12 protein-coding genes and 1 tRNA gene are annotated in these 17,377 nt (G+C 40.6%); 7 read left to right on the top strand and 6 right to left on the bottom strand.

Annotated elements, in window-relative coordinates:
• Positions 1–118: 118 nt before the first annotated feature.
• Together BT_RS14065 and BT_RS14070 are read right to left on the bottom strand one after the other, a co-directional pair.
• Positions 119–1,288, bottom strand: a complete 1,170-nt coding sequence (locus BT_RS14065; RefSeq protein ID WP_011108471.1) for a hypothetical protein — start codon at positions 1,286–1,288, stop codon at positions 119–121.
• Between the two features lie 10 nt (positions 1,289–1,298).
• On the bottom strand, positions 1,299–3,251 hold the full coding sequence (locus tag BT_RS14070) for a dynamin family protein (RefSeq protein WP_011108472.1): 1,953 nt from the start codon (positions 3,249–3,251) through the stop codon (positions 1,299–1,301).
• 262 nt (positions 3,252–3,513) lie between these two features.
• Between BT_RS14070 and BT_RS14075 the strand changes: the two genes are divergently transcribed.
• The 3 genes from BT_RS14075 to BT_RS14085 all read left to right on the top strand — a co-directional run bounded on the left by BT_RS14075 (position 3,514) and on the right by BT_RS14085 (position 7,406).
• The gene (locus tag BT_RS14075) at positions 3,514–5,163 is read left to right on the top strand and encodes a sigma-70 family RNA polymerase sigma factor (protein ID WP_011108473.1); all 1,650 of its coding nucleotides are present in this window, start codon (positions 3,514–3,516) and stop codon (positions 5,161–5,163) included.
• Between the two features lie 78 nt (positions 5,164–5,241).
• Positions 5,242–6,018 carry a class I SAM-dependent methyltransferase gene (locus BT_RS14080; protein ID WP_011108474.1) on the top strand — a complete coding sequence of 259 codons (777 nt, stop codon included), beginning with the start codon at positions 5,242–5,244 and terminating at the stop codon, positions 6,016–6,018.
• A gap of 200 nt (positions 6,019–6,218) precedes the next feature.
• Positions 6,219–7,406 (top strand): DUF418 domain-containing protein, encoded by a 1,188-nt coding sequence (locus BT_RS14085; RefSeq protein WP_011108475.1) that lies wholly within the window; start codon positions 6,219–6,221, stop codon positions 7,404–7,406.
• 183 nt (positions 7,407–7,589) lie between these two features.
• Here BT_RS14085 and BT_RS14090 read toward each other — a convergent pair.
• A tRNA-Leu gene (locus tag BT_RS14090) sits at positions 7,590–7,676 on the bottom strand.
• Positions 7,677–7,840: 164 nt separating this feature from the next.
• On the opposite strand from BT_RS14090, the gene BT_RS14095 reads away from it, so the two are divergent.
• Positions 7,841–8,923, top strand: a complete 1,083-nt coding sequence (locus BT_RS14095; protein WP_011108476.1) for a mannose-1-phosphate guanylyltransferase — start codon at positions 7,841–7,843, stop codon at positions 8,921–8,923.
• Positions 8,924–9,011: 88 nt separating this feature from the next.
• Here BT_RS14095 and BT_RS14100 read toward each other — a convergent pair whose 3' ends face one another.
• Complete coding sequence (locus BT_RS14100; protein ID WP_011108477.1) at positions 9,012–10,661, bottom strand: AMP-binding protein; 1,650 nt, start codon at positions 10,659–10,661, stop codon at positions 9,012–9,014.
• Positions 10,662–10,694: 33 nt separating this feature from the next.
• Positions 10,695–11,270: a helix-turn-helix domain-containing protein gene (locus BT_RS14105; RefSeq protein ID WP_008761981.1), complete on the bottom strand. Its 576-nt coding sequence runs from the start codon at positions 11,268–11,270 to the stop codon at positions 10,695–10,697.
• 271 nt (positions 11,271–11,541) lie between these two features.
• On the opposite strand from BT_RS14105, the gene BT_RS14110 reads away from it, so the two are divergent.
• Both BT_RS14110 and BT_RS14115 read left to right on the top strand, forming a co-directional pair.
• Positions 11,542–12,411, top strand: coding sequence for a hypothetical protein (locus tag BT_RS14110; protein WP_011108478.1), 870 nt, complete (start codon positions 11,542–11,544; stop codon positions 12,409–12,411).
• Positions 12,412–12,425: 14 nt separating this feature from the next.
• A complete protein-coding gene (locus BT_RS14115) occupies positions 12,426–15,050 on the top strand; it encodes a hypothetical protein (protein WP_011108479.1) in 2,625 nt (874 codons plus the stop codon).
• A gap of 74 nt (positions 15,051–15,124) precedes the next feature.
• Here the strand turns inward: BT_RS14115 and rpsO are convergent, their stop codons facing one another.
• The gene (gene rpsO, locus BT_RS14120; protein WP_008761978.1) at positions 15,125–15,394 is read right to left on the bottom strand and encodes a 30S ribosomal protein S15; all 270 of its coding nucleotides are present in this window, start codon (positions 15,392–15,394) and stop codon (positions 15,125–15,127) included.
• Positions 15,395–15,549: 155 nt separating this feature from the next.
• Here rpsO and typA point away from each other — a divergent pair, with 155 nt between their 5' ends.
• Positions 15,550–17,349, top strand: a complete 1,800-nt coding sequence (gene typA / locus BT_RS14125; protein ID WP_011108480.1) for a translational GTPase TypA — start codon at positions 15,550–15,552, stop codon at positions 17,347–17,349.
• The last annotated feature ends 28 nt before the right edge of the window (positions 17,350–17,377 follow it).

The following is a 17,377-nucleotide window of genomic DNA, read 5'->3' on the forward strand; positions in this document are numbered from 1 at the left end:
TGTGTGTGCCGACGGTGACAGGTGATAGATCAGTGACAGATGGTCTGCGACCTATCACCAGCATACATTACTGATGAATAAAGAGTTTCAGGAGGCGGTGACAGGTTGAAAGAGAAAATCAATTTTCATTAGTTTCCTTCACTTTCTTCCCGCCAATAATATTCAGAATAATGTTCATAGCTCCCTTTCCCACGAAAGAAGTACCTACCACGACAACTTTGGGCAAAGACTTCAGAGCCTCTTTCACAGCTGCACGCTTTGCTTTTCTTTTAGCTTTGATTCCATTTAATGAATTCATTCCATCAATCAGATAGTTACGCGTCACGTAACCGATACGTAAAGTCATCAGCGAATTCACGATGCCATCGCATATCGAACCGATGACTACTCCCGGAATTTTCACGTTAGACAGAATGCTCAAAAAGCCGGTATCTCCTGAAACTGTATCTCCTATGTCGTCCAAATCCACATCCACATCGGCACCATCGGCGGCAGCATCGGAAACGTCGATATCGGACGCTGCATCCGAAGACTGGTCTGCCAATGAGCCGAAGGGGGCAACCGAACCCATATCTCTAAAGACCTCCGATGCGACGAAAGTCATTAATGAAGTAACCAGAATATTGACATACTGCCGGAACAACTGTTGCCTTGTAGGTCGGAAGCCGGAAGCAACAATCACATCCTCTATCATTTTATAATTCATATAAAGCACGGACACCGTGTCCAGCTTTCCGTTCTGCGAAATGGCGGTAATCATAAAAACAGATTTAGCCCATTCGATAACGCGACGATTGATGCCGATGATACGGACCGAATGCATATCCTCTGTACGCGGACCTGACGTTTCTTTCAGTTCTCCCCCTTCAATGCGCAATTTCAGCTCTTCGCTTATGATTTGCACCAGTTCTTCCTTACTCGTTGCATAACGTTCCAAATCTTCACGCAATCTCTGCTGATGCAGTTTTCTTAACTCGGGACAGGACTTATCTTTAGGTATATAATTGCAGTTATCCGCCAGTTTATGTCCAAACGCAACAAGTTGTGCAGTATTCCACTCCCCATCAATAGACAAAGCCGGAAACTGCGGAGCACGATGCACCCGAACGACCGGACGTATAACGACGGCATAAAATACAACCAGAATCAAGGTGTAAAAAGCATACTCTGCCCACGCAACCTGCGATAAGGAGGCTATTTTCTCACCAATAATAATGATGTTACCCAACAATAAAATCACAAAAGAGCCCAAAAACAGGAGTGTGATAATTAATAAATTTCGTTTCATTGGCTTATTCTTATCTTATTGAATCCTTAAAACTCTGAACTTGTGCATTTATTGACCGAAGCAACGCATCCTTCCTGTCAAATTCTTCTTTATCAGACACCAGCGCATTCAGATACATTGTTTTTTGTTGTTCCAAAAAATCAATGATACTTTGTTTGCGTACAGGCACATACTGATCATAAAGGTCATTAGCCGCCTTATATATACTCTTCCCGACAGTCAGCTGAAGATATCCTTTGATCGTTTTCCCGGTATGCGTATGATCGATTCCGGTGATACATTCCATCGCTTTTCTCAGAAAACTCTGAATTTCCATTGTCGAATAAGTCCCGAACGGATTGGGTATTCCGATATGCGGAACAGTCGGATTATTAATATTCTTCACATCAAAAGCTCCCTGCAAATCAAAATCGACCACCGGAAAATCCGTCACTTGCGGCACTGAGTCAAAAGGTGCACAACCTTTCTGCTTCAGAAAAGTATTCATCTTCTCTATAAAAGCCACATCATCTTTCAAGTTAGAGAGTTTCCGCAAATACTGCCGGGCCAGGCTATGTTCATGGGAATCAAGGAACTTACTTTTTATCGCCGCTGACGAATCAGTCATAAACTTTGTAACAAGGCTGCGTGTCGCATCTTTCCCCTTCGCTCCACCGGCAAATGCGGAATTGCATCCGGAATCATAATACTCCCTAACGATTTCAGTAAACTCTTTCAAATCATCATCCATATAGACTTGCACCATTTTTCTAAAATCGCTCCCATCGTAACTAAGTTCACTCGCCTGACGGAGTAACTCGTCAAACGAAGTTGCCGCAGCCTGATATTCTATATCGATTGCTTCCTGTTGGCCAATTGATTCTCCGACTAAATTATCCAGTTTTTCCAACTGATTCAGCGTTCTTCCGATTACGCTTCTCAGACGTATATCAGTACTATTGGAGATCACCTTGCCATACAAATCCTTCTCAAATCTCTGAAATTTCGCAGCTTCTTCCTGAAGATCCTCCATTCCCTCATAGCTGGCAGCATCCGCCACTTTTCCCAAGTTCAAACTATATATATTCTCCTTCAACTGGAAGTTACGTCTGCCCATTTCATTCTCGGCAAATTCTACCTGTGCCTTAATTACAGCCTGCTTCTCCTCTTCCGAATGCCAGTAAGCCGCTTCAAACACATTATGTAGAAGACAAACCGGAACTTTCGGATTATTCTCCTGCAGCAACTTCAGAAAACGATTGGAAACCTTCGATATAGCAGAATTTGAACTTTGCACAAATATCACGAAATCTGCCCTTTGAGAGATCGTTTCATAAATAGGATTATCCAAATTCACATACCCGCCATCCAGCCCGGGCATATCCACCAGAAATATATTATCTTTCAAAAGCTCCCCACCGGAAGTTGTTATGGATGTCACCAGCGTATGATCTGTATTTATCACGCTTTCTTCCAAAGCTAACGAAACACACTCCTCCAGATTAGCATCATTCAATTCTTTCTTTTCAATGCTTATCTCGGAAATGTTTTCCAGTTTTTCAAATCCGCGCAGGCTATCAATGACCGAATCAAACTGTTCTACCTTTCTAGCTTTATCAGCAACAGAAAAAATACGGGTAATGGATTCCTCCTGTCCTTTTGAAATAATGGACGGACGCACCGTACACTCCAAGAAATGAGTGGGGCTGACGTGAGCATGTGCTATGAGATTTACTAAAGTAGATTTTCCCGATTTCACGGGTCCAACCACTAATATAAGAAAAGATCCTCCGTCAAACTCAGAAACACGATTGTTTAGTTTCTGAGTTGATTTACAAACAGCCTCCAAATCTTTTATTCCCCTTACTGACTCCAGAGTTGACATCAATTCCTTAGATCTGCTCTTCAGTATATTCAAGAATATCTTAAGCTCCGACGAAGACATTGTTTCCACTCTTTCTTCTATAAATTTGTATTTACCCATAAACGAGATTTAAATAATGGTACAACCGACTATTCACATGTCATTATAATAATGATGATAAAGTTAGCAGTTTGTCGGGAAATAAAAAATGTATAGAGCACAAAGATTGCATAATAATTGAAAGTTCGTCAAAGTTTTATGGATTCAAGTTCAATTTATCAACAAAAAGTTTCTTCATATCCGCAAAAAACAAGATGTTAAAAACCGAAAAAGCATGCAGTCTTTTCGGTTTCTATTCATCATATTAAAATAATACACGCACATGGATATAAAAGAACTTGTAGATTTATGTAAAAAAGGGAATGAGCAGGCATTAAGTCTACTTTATAAAACCTATTCGAAAAAGATGATGAGAATATGCCTTCATTATATACCTGATAAACAAATCGCACAAGATCTCCTACACGACGGATTCATTGTCATTTTCACTTCGATTGAGACATTACGTACCCCCGAAAAACTGGAAAGCTGGATGGGAATAATTATGAAGAATATTTCATTAAGGTATCTCAACCAAAAGAGTACAAACTCTGCAATTCCCTTATCTGATATCCCTGAAGACGAGGAGCCTATTGATAATCCGCTATCATCTGATTCTATTCCTTATGATAAAATAACAGAAATGGTAGAGAAATTGCCAGAAGGATACAGCAAAATCTTCAAGTTAGCTGTATTGGAAGGATTATCTCACAAGGAAATAGGTAAACTGTTGAATATAGCTCCCCACTCCTCCTCTTCTCAATTATTCAGGGCAAAAGTCTTACTTAAAAAGATGATTTCTGATTACAGGCTGATTCTTATACTAGTGATTTTATTTTTTTTCCCAACGATACACGACTATCTATACTGGAAAAGAAAAGAGACTAAAGATAATCATTGGTCTAACAATGTCATTCGGAAAGTGAAATTAGATAAGAAAGAAGAAAATGAGAGCATTACCTCTTCCGGACATATCTCTCACTACAAAGAAGACCCCCCTTTTAATACTACTTTAGCAAACCTCCCCCGGTTAGCATTAGACACAAGTGCAACAGGATTATCTACCACTTCTGAAATAAAAGACTCAGTAGAGAAACAGCCTGTTGCCAAACCATCTTTTACATGGGAGCATGCAGAGAAAATTATTACATTCTCATATTCAAGCCAAGAATTCACTTCACTCCCCAAAAAGAAAATAGGGAAATGGAAAATGATGTTGGCAGGGTCAGTCGGACCACAACTGGCACAAAACCTATACAAGTTGATGACAACACCACACTCTGACGGTTTGGAAAGCGGTCTCCCCCAGCAAGTCAATACTTGGGAAGAATATTATGACTATTTAAACACCCGCAATCAGGAAGGAACCTTAGGAGACTCGCTTACGCTAATGACAATTGCCAAGAACAACAGTGGAAGAATTATAGAACATCAACACCATAATAGCCCCATCACTATCGGACTAGCATTGAACAAAAAGTTGAATAACCACTGGAGTATAGAAACCGGATTACAATATATTTATTTAAAATCAGAGTTCACCACAGGAAAGGAATATCGGATTCAGAAAACCCAGAAGCTCCATTACATAGGTATTCCTCTCCGTATTTCCTACCGTTTTGGGAATTATAAACAATTCTCATTTTACTCAACAGCCGGTTTACAAATGGAAATCCCGATAAAAGGAACTCTGCATACTTCTCATGTCACAGATAGTGTCCCCATTAATTTGGGTTACCAGTCATTAGATGTACCTTTGCAATGGTCAATCAATGCGAGTACAGGTGTACAATACCACTTTACACCTCACACCAGCATCTATATAGAGCCAACCATTAATTACTATATTCCCGATGGAAGTTCATTGCGCACAATCCGAAAAGAACATCCGGTTACGTTCTCTGTTCCTGTAGGCATTCGTTTCTCTTGGTAAAAAATTCATTCTCCATGCAGTCTTCCGGCTGATAGTTTATCATAACTATAGAACAGTTAGAAACAATAGACAAATCAGATGCAGAAACGACATACAAACCGTGAACGTTATTTTGAGGAACAAGCTCAGACTACGAGAAATTATTATATTCCTTATATTAAAGAATATACTGGAAATCTGCCAAACAAAGTATTGGAAGTAGGGTGTGGCGAAGGAGGGAATCTGCTTCCCTTTGCCGAGCTAGGTTGTGATGTCATTGGAATTGATATTGCCGCATCCCGAATTGAACAGGCACAAAACTTCTTCATCACTAAAAGGCAAAAAGGAACTTTCATCGCTTCTGATATCTTCTTATTAAAAGATCTACAGAAACATTTCCCGCTTATTCTCATACATGATGTAATAGAACATATCGACAACAAGGAGCAATTTCTGCGCAACTTAAAAAAATATCTATCGCCTAACGGAATGATCTTCATTGCTTTTCCTGCCTGGCAAATGCCATTCGGCGGACATCAGCAAATTGCAAGAAGTAAGATTATCTCTCATATGCCATTTATACATTTACTACCTCGTATGTTGTATAAACGGATATTGGAATTATTCAGCGAACAAGAAAGCACAGTCAAAGAGTTATTAACTATCAAATACACCCGATGTACAATAGAAATGTTTCGAAGAGTAGTAAAACAGACTGATTATCAAATCGTCAATGAACAGTTATACTTTATTAACCCACACTACAAAATTAAATTTGGACTAACCCCTCACAAATTAAACAAAACAATAGCATGTATACCTTTCATTAGAAATGTATTCAGTACAAGTTGTTTCTATTTAATAAGACCAACATAGCATTTTATTTCATTATTTACATTAATATTCAGGAAGTTATCAACAGGCTAACTATAAAAGACAAACAGCATTATCAATCATACAAAGCACACAAAAGTCATATTTTGTTCTTTATTGAACAGTATTTTTCCAAAACTATAAAAGGGCTGCGTTAAATTTGCATCTGAAAAAGTACGTTAACATTTTAAATTCTAAAAAGCATGCATTTATCTAACACATTGCCCCATAATAATCGTATAGAAATAGCTGATGTGCTACGTGGGTTCGCTGTAATGGGAATTACACTTATCCATTTTATCGAACGGTTTAGCCTCAATAGCTTTCCGGAAGAGACCTGTAACTTTCTGATATTTACGGATAGGGTAATTTGGGATAGTGTATTTTTCACCTTTTCCGGTAAGGCATACTGCATCTTTGCATTGCTTTTTGGATTTAGTTTTTTTATTCAAGACAATTCACAAAAACTTAAAGGGAAAGATTTTCGTGGGCGGTTTGCCTGGCGATTAGTATTACTTCTTTTTATAGCTTGTATTAATTCGGCTTTATTTCCGGGTGAAATATTGGTACTCTACGCCTTGCTTGGTTATGTACTGATCGCAGTCTGCCGACTCTCTACCCGAACAGTCACGATCATAGCAGTCATTCTTCTACTTCAACCTATTGAATTGGGACAAATAATTTATGCACTTATCAACCCCGACTATGTTATTAATGCTGATCTTGATGCTCCATACTGGGAGTTAGTCAATACAGCTCAGAAAGAAGGTTCTTTCCTCGAAATGTGCAAAACTGCCATATGGACGGGTAATGTTGCCAACATGGGTTGGATGCTATTACACGGAAGAGTTACTCAAACCGCCGGTCTGTTTATGGTAGGTATGATAATTGGGCGTAGCAACGCGTTTCTCTATTCAGAAAAGAATATAAAAATCTGGATTAAAGTATTCATCATAGCCGTTACCGCCTTTTTCCCCATTTATGGTTTGATAAATATACTCCCCGACTTTATAAGTCGCGAAGCACTACTTGTACCTTCTGTCCTTCTATGCAAGTCACTGTCAAATATTGTATTTACAGGAATCATGTTTGCAGGTATCATACTGGTTTATTACCTGACAACCCTTAAGAATGTTCTTCATAAATTTGCACCTTATGGACGCATGAGCTTGACCAACTACCTGTCACAATCTTTAATCGGAGGGTTCTTGTTTTACAACTGGGGATTAGGACTTTATCTGCATACAGGCATTACAGCGTGTATCCTTATTGGTGTAAGCGTATTCTTTTTACAATACTTTTTTTGTAACTGGTGGCTTCGTTCACATCGCCAGGGTCCATTAGAATGGCTATGGAAGAAAGCAACCTGGATAAAGGTAGGCAAGGGATAAATGATGCTGAGAGATAAGAAAAGGTGCAATTCACTTTTACGATGAATTGCACCTTTTTAGTATTTTTGCTGCAAATAACACAGTCTATAGAAAATATCGAAAACCTTCTGGTAGTGCACATTAGAAAGAAATACCCTATAACAAAAAAGCTAAGTAATTGATTGCTCAATTCTTAGCTTTTCGTGGTACCCAGACCCGGGGTCGAACCGGGATGGAAGTGAATCCACTGGTGTTTGAGACCAGCGCGTCTACCGATTCCGCCATCTGGGCATGCTTGATTTCTCAATTGCGGTGCAAAGATACGACAATATTTTGATTCCACAATAGTTTGAGAAAAAAAAGGAGCAAAAAATAATAAAACATGTCCCAAAGGCTTCTGTATTTAGAGAATAAACCGTACATTAGCAAAAACATTTAAAAATAGAGTCACTATCATGACAAACATGGATAATTATTGCGTGATTATGGGTGGTGGTATCGGTAGCCGCTTCTGGCCGTTTAGCCGCAAAACATTGCCCAAACAATTTCTTGACTTCTTCGGAACCGGTCGTTCACTCCTACAACAGACCTTCGACCGCTTTCAAAAGGTAATCCCAACCGAAAATATTCTTATTGTCACCAATGCAATGTACGCCGATCTGGTGAAGGAACAACTTCCCGAATTGGATGAGAAACAGATTTTATTGGAACCCGCAAGAAGAAATACCGCTCCATGCATCGCATGGGCTGCCTATCACATCCGCGCTTTAAACCCGAATGCGAATATCGTCGTTGCTCCCTCAGATCATCTGATTTTGAAAGAAGAAGAATTCCGTGCCGCAATCATTAAAGGACTGGAATTCGTTTCTCACTCTGAAAAGTTACTGACACTAGGCATCAAGCCCAACCGTCCTGAGACCGGATATGGCTATATACAAATTGACGAACCAACCGGTGATGGCTTCTACAAAGTAAAGACATTCACCGAAAAACCGGAACTGGAATTAGCCAAAGTATTCGTAGAAAGCGGTGAATTTTACTGGAACTCCGGATTATTTATGTGGAACGTCAATACCATTATTAAAGCTGCAGAAATCCTGCTTCCCGAATTAGTATCCAAACTGGCACCGGGAAAAAATATCTATGCTACAGATAAAGAGAAAGCATTCATTGAAGAAAACTTTCCCGCATGTCCCAATGTATCCATTGACTTCGGCATCATGGAAAAAGCGGACAATGTATATGTATCTTTAGGCGATTTTGGCTGGTCTGACCTGGGCACATGGGGATCACTCTACGACTTATCAGAAAGAGACCGGGAAGGCAATGTGACCTTAAAAAGTCATTCTTTGATCTATAATGGAAAAGATAATATGATCGTACTCCCCAAAGGAAAGCTCGCCGTGATCGATGGCTTGGAAGGCTATCTGATAGCCGAATCGGACAATGTCCTGCTAATCTGCCGTAAAGACGAAGAACATTCTATCCGCAAATACGTGAATGATGCCCAGATGCAACTGGGAGACGATTTCATTTAAGAATGAAGAACTAAAAAAAGAAGAATGAAGAATTGCTATGCAGCATACAGCGCAGCTAATTCTTCATTCTTCTTTTTTAATTCTTTATTTAAATAATTTCTATTCCCTGCTCCTTACAAAGCTGCAATCCAAGATCTTTCAGTCTGAATTTCTGAATTTTACCACTGCCTGTCATCGGGAACTCCTTCACAAAAAAGACATATTTCGGTATCTTATAACGGGAAATCTTATTCTTACAGAAGTCACGAACGTCCGACTCATGCATTTCCACCCCTTCCTGCAAGATGATAAAAGCACCAACCGCTTCACCATATTTCTTAGAGGGAATCCCTGCTACCTGAACATCCTTTACTCCATCAAGTTTATAAAGGAATTCTTCGATTTCACGTGGATAGATATTTTCACCACCACGAATAATCATATCCTTGATACGCCCTGTGATCCGGTAATTTCCGTCCTCATCTTTAATGCCTAAGTCGCCCGAATGCAGGAAGTTATCTTTATCAATCACTTCAGCCGTAGCTTCCGGATTCTTATAATACCCTTTCATCGTATTATATCCACGATTGCACATTTCGCCTTGTACGCCTACCGGACATTCTTCGCCGGTTTCAGGATCAATCACTCTGACTTCTGTAAATTCAAAGTCGCGTCCTACCGTATTACAACGTACATCAAACGAATCATCGATGCGGGTAGCGGTCATACCGGGAGCGGCTTCAGTCAGTCCGTATACACTGGTAACCTTCATGTACATCTTTTCTTCTACCTGTTTCATCAGTTCAACCGGACACAACGAACCTGCCATTATACCGGTACGCAGACAAGACATATCAAACAAGTCGAACATCGGATGATGCAACTCGGCAATAAACATCGTAGGCACTCCGTAAAGAGCCGTACAGCGTTCTTTATGAATGGAAGCCAACACGACCAACGGATCAAACCGCTCTACCATCACCTGTGTACACCCATGAGTCAGACAGTTCATCGTAGCCAACACCACTCCAAAACAATGGAATAGCGGCACACAACAACAGAGTTTGTCATCCGCCGTAAACTTCATGTGTTCGCCGGTCAGAAAACCGTTGTTGGCAATATTATAATGAGTCAGCATCACTCCTTTCGGGAAACCGGTAGTTCCTGATGTATATTGCATATTTACCACATCATGACAGTCCACTTTACTTTTAAGTTCAGTCAGGCGGTCATCTTCCACATTATTCCCCAGCAGCAAGATTTCCGCAGTATTATACATTCCCCGATGTTTCTCCTGACCGACGTATATCACATTCTTCATATACGGAAAGCGTTCACTCTTCAAATGACCGCGTTCGCAGGTTTTCAGTTCAGGAAGCATCGTATACGTCATTTGCACAAAATCACTGTCCTTTTCACCATTGACGATACAAAGTGTATGCATATCGGAATTCTGGCAGAGATACTCCAGCTCGGCCTGCTTATAATTCGTATTCACCGTGACGTATACCGCACCAATCTTGGCACAAGCATACAGCAATGTCAGCCAATCGGGCACGTTCGCCGCCCAAATACCGACATGAGTACCACGTTCCACACCAACAGCGATCAGTCCTTTCGCCATATCATCCACACGCTGGTTAAGCTGGCTCCATGTAAAACGAAGATTACGGTCGGAATAAACGATATATTCCTTATCGGGAGTCTCTTCAGCCCAATGTTCCAGCCATTGCCCAAGAGTACGTTCAAATAATTGCATGCGATTATTCTTAATATTTGGTATCAGATTTTATTAAATCGGAGTGTAGACTACAGCCAATATTTTAGCAGCCTGCCCTTCGTAAGCATGTACATGATGAGGAACGATGGAGTCATAGTAAATACTATCACCTTCTTCCAGCAAATAGGTATTCTTACCATAGCTGATTTCCATAACCCCTTCCATAACCATGATAAACTCTTCTCCTTCATGCGAAGAAAGCACAAAGTCGCTGTCCTCTGTCGGCATCACGTCAATGATAAACGGCTCCATGTGACGATCCGCTTTCGATTTAGACAATGAATGATATTCCATGTGCTTGCGTGAATGAATCGCATTATTGGAAAAGCTGATGGCATCTTTAGCCTCTTTTTTACGGCATACCACAGGCCCGATTTCATCCTGATCATCCAGGAAAGTGCCCAGACGTACCCCCAGCACACGCGCTATTTTAATCAGCGGTGCAAGAGACGGTATATCGATGTTATTTTCAATTCGTTCGATCTGCTCGATAGCCAAACCCGAACGCTGTGCCAATTCCTCTATACTTATTGATTTATCTTCCCGGAGCGCTTTAATTTTCTCTCCAACAATCTTACTCGTATCCATATTGAAAGTTTTTTAGTTAGCAAAGGTGATAAATTAGAATAATTAGGTTGCAAAAATAGCAAAATCTTTAGATGAACACAATTATAATCCTAAAATATCTCCCATAATATATCTCTTTTCACCTACCTGCCTTGAAAATGGATTAAGTAATATATAGACTGGAGATTAACACTAATTAAACTCGGAATTTTCATATTTTCATTATTTTTTCCTTTCTTGCATAATCATAGATCATAAGTAGTTATTGTTAAGCCTCTAAAATATATAGCTTATGAACACACACAATCAATTCACAAGTAGTAAGGAAAGAATCCATTTACTATTAGTATTATTCCTCTCAATCATTTTTTGCAGTTGTACGAAGGAAGACAGCCCTGTTAGTATAGAAGCGACCAGTAAAGTGGTAACAACAAGAACGAGCCAGGACGAGTATTTTGAGCATGCAAAATTACCTCAGATTATTAAAATAGAATGGAGTCAATATATTCCATTTCCACCTTTGCTAAATATTCAGATACGACAAGGTCAAGGGAAATATGATCAGATTCAATTAGGAGCAAGTCGTGATTTTGATCCTAATCCAGTTGAATATTCCTTCTTTCCTGTCCGTGAAGTTTTGGTTCAAGAAGGAACCTATGAAACAATCCAAATACCTGTAACCGATCTACAACTTCCCGAAGGAGGAGGATATATTGCGGTTCGTGCTACCTGCTCAGAGTTAGTGTATGATCGACCATATCCTGATAAAGGCCCATGGAATCCCTATGCAAACTTCGTCGGATATGATTTTGATAAGCAAGAGTACACTTTCTCTAAAGTTAATTCAATGTATGGTTCTATTTGTTTTCGTTTTCCACCCGATATACCTTTCCCTATGGCATGCGATGTACTCATTACAGGCAGTGGTTATTGGGAACCCATTACGGTCTCTGCAGTCTATGATCCTTGGAATAAAGACTCCCCTATTCAATGGGGATACTTTTCTTATGATACAAAAGGAGATGAAGTATCATTTGCTTATCGCACAAATTATTCCAACTCCAGTCATTACGATGGCTCAACTGTTCATTTCGCAACAGTTAGTAATCAAACAAGTATAGTTATGCTAACACTTGACGTTCCCCAACCTTCAAGTTACTGATCATTCAAAATGTAATGAGAATACGCTCCATAATCATCACTTTCTGCCTCCTATCAAGTATAGCCGTGCAAATCCATAGCCAGCAAGTTGCGGATTCTATATTCGCAACTTACTTTGCCCGTTCTCAAGCCTACGCCGATGCATATCCACGCGAGAAAGCCTATCTGCACTTGGACAACACCAGTTACTACATCGGAGACACGATATGGTATAAGGCATACGTAGTAACGGCCGAGCAAAACCAACCTAGCCCAATTAGTACCCCCCTTTATGTTGAGCTATTAGACCAACTGGGAAATACTAGTGAACGGCAAATCATACAGTTGCGGGATGGAGAAGGAGAAGGACAATTCATACTGACAAAAGCCTTATTCTCCGGTTTTTACGAGATCAGGGCTTATACGAAATGGATGTTGGCATTCAGTGAAAAGCAATATTTCTCGCGTACGATCCCTGTATATAGAAAACGGAGAAGCGAAGTAGACGAAAACCGGAGCATCATCACTTACCGAATGGATGAATCTATGAAGCAACGTCCGCGTTCAAAAGAAAAAGATTTCATGATTCGATTCTTCCCGGAAGGTGGACAATTAGTAGAGGGAGTACCTTCAGTCGTTGCATTCGAAGCGACAAGTAAAGAAGAAGGTACAGTAGGCATTTCAGGAACTGTTTATGGGCCGGATGATGTAGAACTTGCACAATTTACAACTCTCCACGACGGTATGGGATGCTTTACATACACCCCTACAGACAAACAAGCCAAAGCTGTAGTGACCTATCAAGATAAAAAATACTCATTTCAGCTACCGAAGGCTTTACCCCAAGGATATGTGCTAAATGTGACGTCTAAAGAAAAAGCATTAGTCATCAAAGTTCTCAGAAATTCGACAAGTCTCAAAGATACACTGGCTTTATTCATATCACATCAAGGACGTCCGCTCATGTATCAGACCCTTGATTTTAAAGATCAAACAGTATATCATCTCCCGTTATCCACTCAGGGATTGCCGGGAGGAGTCATACAACTCTCTTTAATGAATAGCAATGGGGCAACGTTATGCGAGCGTTTTTGCTATGTGATGCCTTCTCCATCTTTACAGTTAACAGCCACATCCACCAATGCATTATACTATCCTTTTGAACCAATTGAGTATCATATCTCAATGAAAAACCATACAGGTCAACCAATACAAGGACATTTCTCCGTAGCGGTTCGGGATGCTTTAAAATCAGACTTCCAACGGTTCGATCAGACAATTTACACAGACCTTTTACTTACATCAGATCTGAAAGGATACATTCATCAACCTGGATATTATTTCGCAAACAATTCTCCCAGACGAAGAGTGGCATTAGATATTCTGTTGATGATTCACGGATGGAGAAAATATGATATAAGCCAAGCCATCAGTGCCACTCCAGAAACACCAATCTATCTGCCGGAAACGAGACTGACTCTACATGGACAGGTAACATCTTTTCTGAGAAACAAAGAACAAAAAGAGATCTCTGTAAGCGTCATTGCCCGGAGAGATACGATATCAGCAGCAGGTACTACGGTCACAGACTCTTTGGGATTCTTCCAAATTCCAATGGATGCCTTCAATGGTTCCATGAGTGCGGCTATTCAAACTCGCCGTAAAGGAAAAAAGCTGAACCGGAAAACAAACATATCACTTTTCCGCAACTTTACACCCGAACTACGCAAATACGCTTACGAAGAGCTACATCCTAAATGGGAAGATATTAGCGGACTCAGTTGGTGGAGCAGTCTCTCCGACTCTCTTTATCTAGATTCAATTATGGGACACGATACTCATTTGTTGGATCAGGTAACGATTAAAGCCAAACGTACGAAATACAAAAAAATTCTAGCTTTCGAGCAATCTGTAAGAGCTTATTATGATATCCCTAAGGAACTGGATCGAATGCGCGATGAAGGAAAATTCATGGACTATTTCCCTTGGCTAATGACCACATTAAATCCCAATATTCAAGTGAAGTCTAAGTGGAAGGGAGATCCACCATTTATAACCATGAAATACAAGAATCATTATATACTATGCGTCATAAATGGAGTTCTTTACTCAACATTTGATCGGGAGCTTTTTATAGATAAAAATATCGATGCGATAAAATCTGTTATGATTTGCGACGGCACGACAGCAAGTGCCGGAATTGATGACGACAGCGCTTATCACCTGAGCGACGAAAGTCTAAAAAATCACATGGAAACTTCCAGACTCTCTCCCTTTGAAGAAAAAGCTCTCAAAAGTTATCTGAACAACACAACTCCCAATAATCAACCGGGAAATCAATTTGCAATTTGCTATATCACTACCATCGACAATTGGGACCCGGAAAAGAAGTACCAATCACGTGGTATCCGAAACACACAGATCCAAGGTTACTCCCAGCCCATTGAATTTTATTCACCCTATTACCCGGATATCAGTAAAGGACAAGGCAATGACCACCGCCGTACAATCTATTGGAACCCTAAAGTTACCACCGACGAAAATGGAGTAGCCATCATTCGCTGTAATAATGCGAACTCGTCTACATTCCTGACAATTAGTTGTGAAGCACTATACAACGGACAGCCGGCTGCAATCAATATGCACAGCATAAAATACTAATCCTTCATTGAAAGCCAATAAAAAAACCGTTCTCAATGTGAGAAACGGTTTTTAATCTTTTCGCGGCAAGTAGATTACTTACGCAAACCAAGTTCTTTAACAATAGAACGATATCTTGTGATATCTTTGTCCTTCAGGTAATTCAGCAAACGGCGACGTTTAGCTACCAACATTGTTAAAGCTCTCTCTGTACTATAATCTTTTCTGTTGAGCTTCATGTGCTCAGTCAGGTGAGAAATACGGTAGGAAAACAAAGCTATCTGCGCTTCAGTTGAGCCAGTATCAGAGTTAGACTTCCCGTACTTTCCAAAGATTTCTTGCTTTTCAGCTGCGTCTAAATACATAATTTTTAGAATTTTGATATAGTAAATTATTCTTTTGAGCGTGCAAAGATAGACATTATCTTTATATCTCACAACGTTTTACAAGAAAAAATGGGGCTATTGCATTTATTTCTAATCCTATTTTCGTACCTTTGCAGCCAAATAATAGGTATTATATGCAAAATATTCGAAACATTGCAATCATTGCCCATGTTGACCATGGGAAAACAACGCTGGTTGACAAGATGTTGCTGGCCGGAAATCTATTCCGCAGCAATCAAAATAGTGGTGAACTTATCCTGGATAACAACGACCTGGAACGTGAACGTGGTATAACGATCCTTTCTAAAAATGTATCCATCAATTACAACGGTACTAAAATTAACATCATTGATACTCCGGGACACAGCGACTTCGGTGGTGAAGTAGAACGCGTATTGAATATGGCAGATGGCTGCATTCTGTTAGTCGACGCTTTCGAAGGTCCGATGCCCCAAACACGTTTCGTACTTCAGAAGGCACTGGAAATCGGTTTGAAACCAATCGTGGTAGTAAATAAGGTAGATAAGCCTAACTGCCGCCCTGAAGAAGTTTACGAAATGGTTTTCGACCTGATGTTCAGCCTCAACGCAACAGAAGACCAACTGGACTTCCCCGTTATTTACGGTTCCGCCAAAAATAACTGGATGAGCACAGACTGGCAAAAGCCGACAGATACCATTACCCCGCTACTGGATTGTATTATTGAAAATATTCCTGCTCCCGAACAACTGGAAGGTACTCCGCAGATGCTGATTACTTCTCTGGATTATTCTTCTTATACCGGTCGTATTGCCGTAGGTCGCGTACATCGCGGTACCTTGAAAGAAGGAATGAACATCACGCTGGTAAAACGTAATGGCGATATGTTCAAATCTAAAATTAAAGAGCTTCATGTATTTGAAGGTTTGGGACGTGTAAAAACAAACGAAGTTTCATCAGGAGATATCTGTGCATTGGTAGGTATCGAGGGTTTTGAGATCGGAGATACGGTCTGCGATTTCGAAAATCCGGAAGCATTACCGCCAATCGCTATCGACGAGCCGACGATGAGCATGCTATTTGCCATCAATGACTCTCCATTCTTCGGAAAAGACGGTAAGTTCGTGACTTCACGCCACATCCACGACCGTCTGATGAAAGAACTTGATAAGAATCTGGCACTCCGTGTAAGAAAGAGTGAGGAAGACGGCAAATGGATTGTTTCCGGCCGTGGCGTACTTCACCTTTCTGTATTGATCGAGACCATGCGTCGTGAAGGATACGAACTGCAGGTAGGTCAGCCACAGGTTATCTTTAAAGAAATCGACGGCGTCAAGTGCGAACCGATCGAAGAACTGACAATCAACGTACCGGAAGAATATTCAAGCAAGATTATCGATATGGTTACCCGCCGCAAAGGTGAAATGGTGAAGATGGAAAATACGGGCGAACGTATCAACCTTGAATTTGACATGCCTTCACGTGGTATCATCGGTCTTCGTACCAACGTACTGACTGCTTCTGCCGGTGAAGCTATCATGGCACACCGTTTTAAAGAATATCAGCCGCACAAGGGAGAAATCGAACACCGTACCAATGGTTCCATGATCGCAATGGAAAGCGGAACTGCTTTTGCCTATGCCATCGATAAATTGCAGGATCGCGGTAAGTTCTTCATCTTCCCGCAGGACGAAGTATATGCAGGCCAGGTAGTAGGAGAACACTCCCATGACAACGATCTGGTTATCAACGTTACAAAATCCAAAAAGCTTACCAACATGCGTGCTTCCGGATCTGATGACAAAGTTCGTTTGATTCCGCCTGTTCAGTTCTCACTCGAAGAGGCATTGGAATACATCAAAGAAGATGAATACGTAGAGGTAACTCCGAAAGCAATGCGTATGCGCAAAGTCATTCTGGACGAAATCGAGCGTAAACGCGCGAACAAATCATAAGCAATAGCCCGAGATAATGCAGAAAGCC

The organism is Bacteroides thetaiotaomicron VPI-5482, from assembly GCF_000011065.1.
Classification (GTDB): Bacteria; Bacteroidota; Bacteroidia; order Bacteroidales; family Bacteroidaceae; genus Bacteroides; species Bacteroides thetaiotaomicron.

Excerpts from the sequence above, each read along its gene's own strand:
- BT_RS14065 (WP_011108471.1), bottom strand. The coding sequence starts at position 1,288 with ATGAAACGAAATTTATTAATTATCACACTCCTGTTTTTGGGCTCTTTT.
- BT_RS14070 (WP_011108472.1), bottom strand. The coding sequence starts at position 3,251 with ATGGGTAAATACAAATTTATAGAAGAAAGAGTGGAAACAATGTCTTCG.
- BT_RS14075 (WP_011108473.1), top strand. The coding sequence starts at position 3,514 with ATGGATATAAAAGAACTTGTAGATTTATGTAAAAAAGGGAATGAGCAG.
- BT_RS14080 (WP_011108474.1), top strand. The coding sequence starts at position 5,242 with ATGCAGAAACGACATACAAACCGTGAACGTTATTTTGAGGAACAAGCT.
- BT_RS14085 (WP_011108475.1), top strand. The coding sequence starts at position 6,219 with ATGCATTTATCTAACACATTGCCCCATAATAATCGTATAGAAATAGCT.
- BT_RS14095 (WP_011108476.1), top strand. The coding sequence starts at position 7,841 with ATGACAAACATGGATAATTATTGCGTGATTATGGGTGGTGGTATCGGT.
- BT_RS14100 (WP_011108477.1), bottom strand. The coding sequence starts at position 10,661 with ATGCAATTATTTGAACGTACTCTTGGGCAATGGCTGGAACATTGGGCT.
- BT_RS14105 (WP_008761981.1), bottom strand. The coding sequence starts at position 11,270 with ATGGATACGAGTAAGATTGTTGGAGAGAAAATTAAAGCGCTCCGGGAA.
- BT_RS14110 (WP_011108478.1), top strand. The coding sequence starts at position 11,542 with ATGAACACACACAATCAATTCACAAGTAGTAAGGAAAGAATCCATTTA.
- BT_RS14115 (WP_011108479.1), top strand. The coding sequence starts at position 12,426 with ATGAGAATACGCTCCATAATCATCACTTTCTGCCTCCTATCAAGTATA.
- rpsO (WP_008761978.1), bottom strand. The coding sequence starts at position 15,394 with ATGTATTTAGACGCAGCTGAAAAGCAAGAAATCTTTGGAAAGTACGGG.
- typA (WP_011108480.1), top strand. The coding sequence starts at position 15,550 with ATGCAAAATATTCGAAACATTGCAATCATTGCCCATGTTGACCATGGG.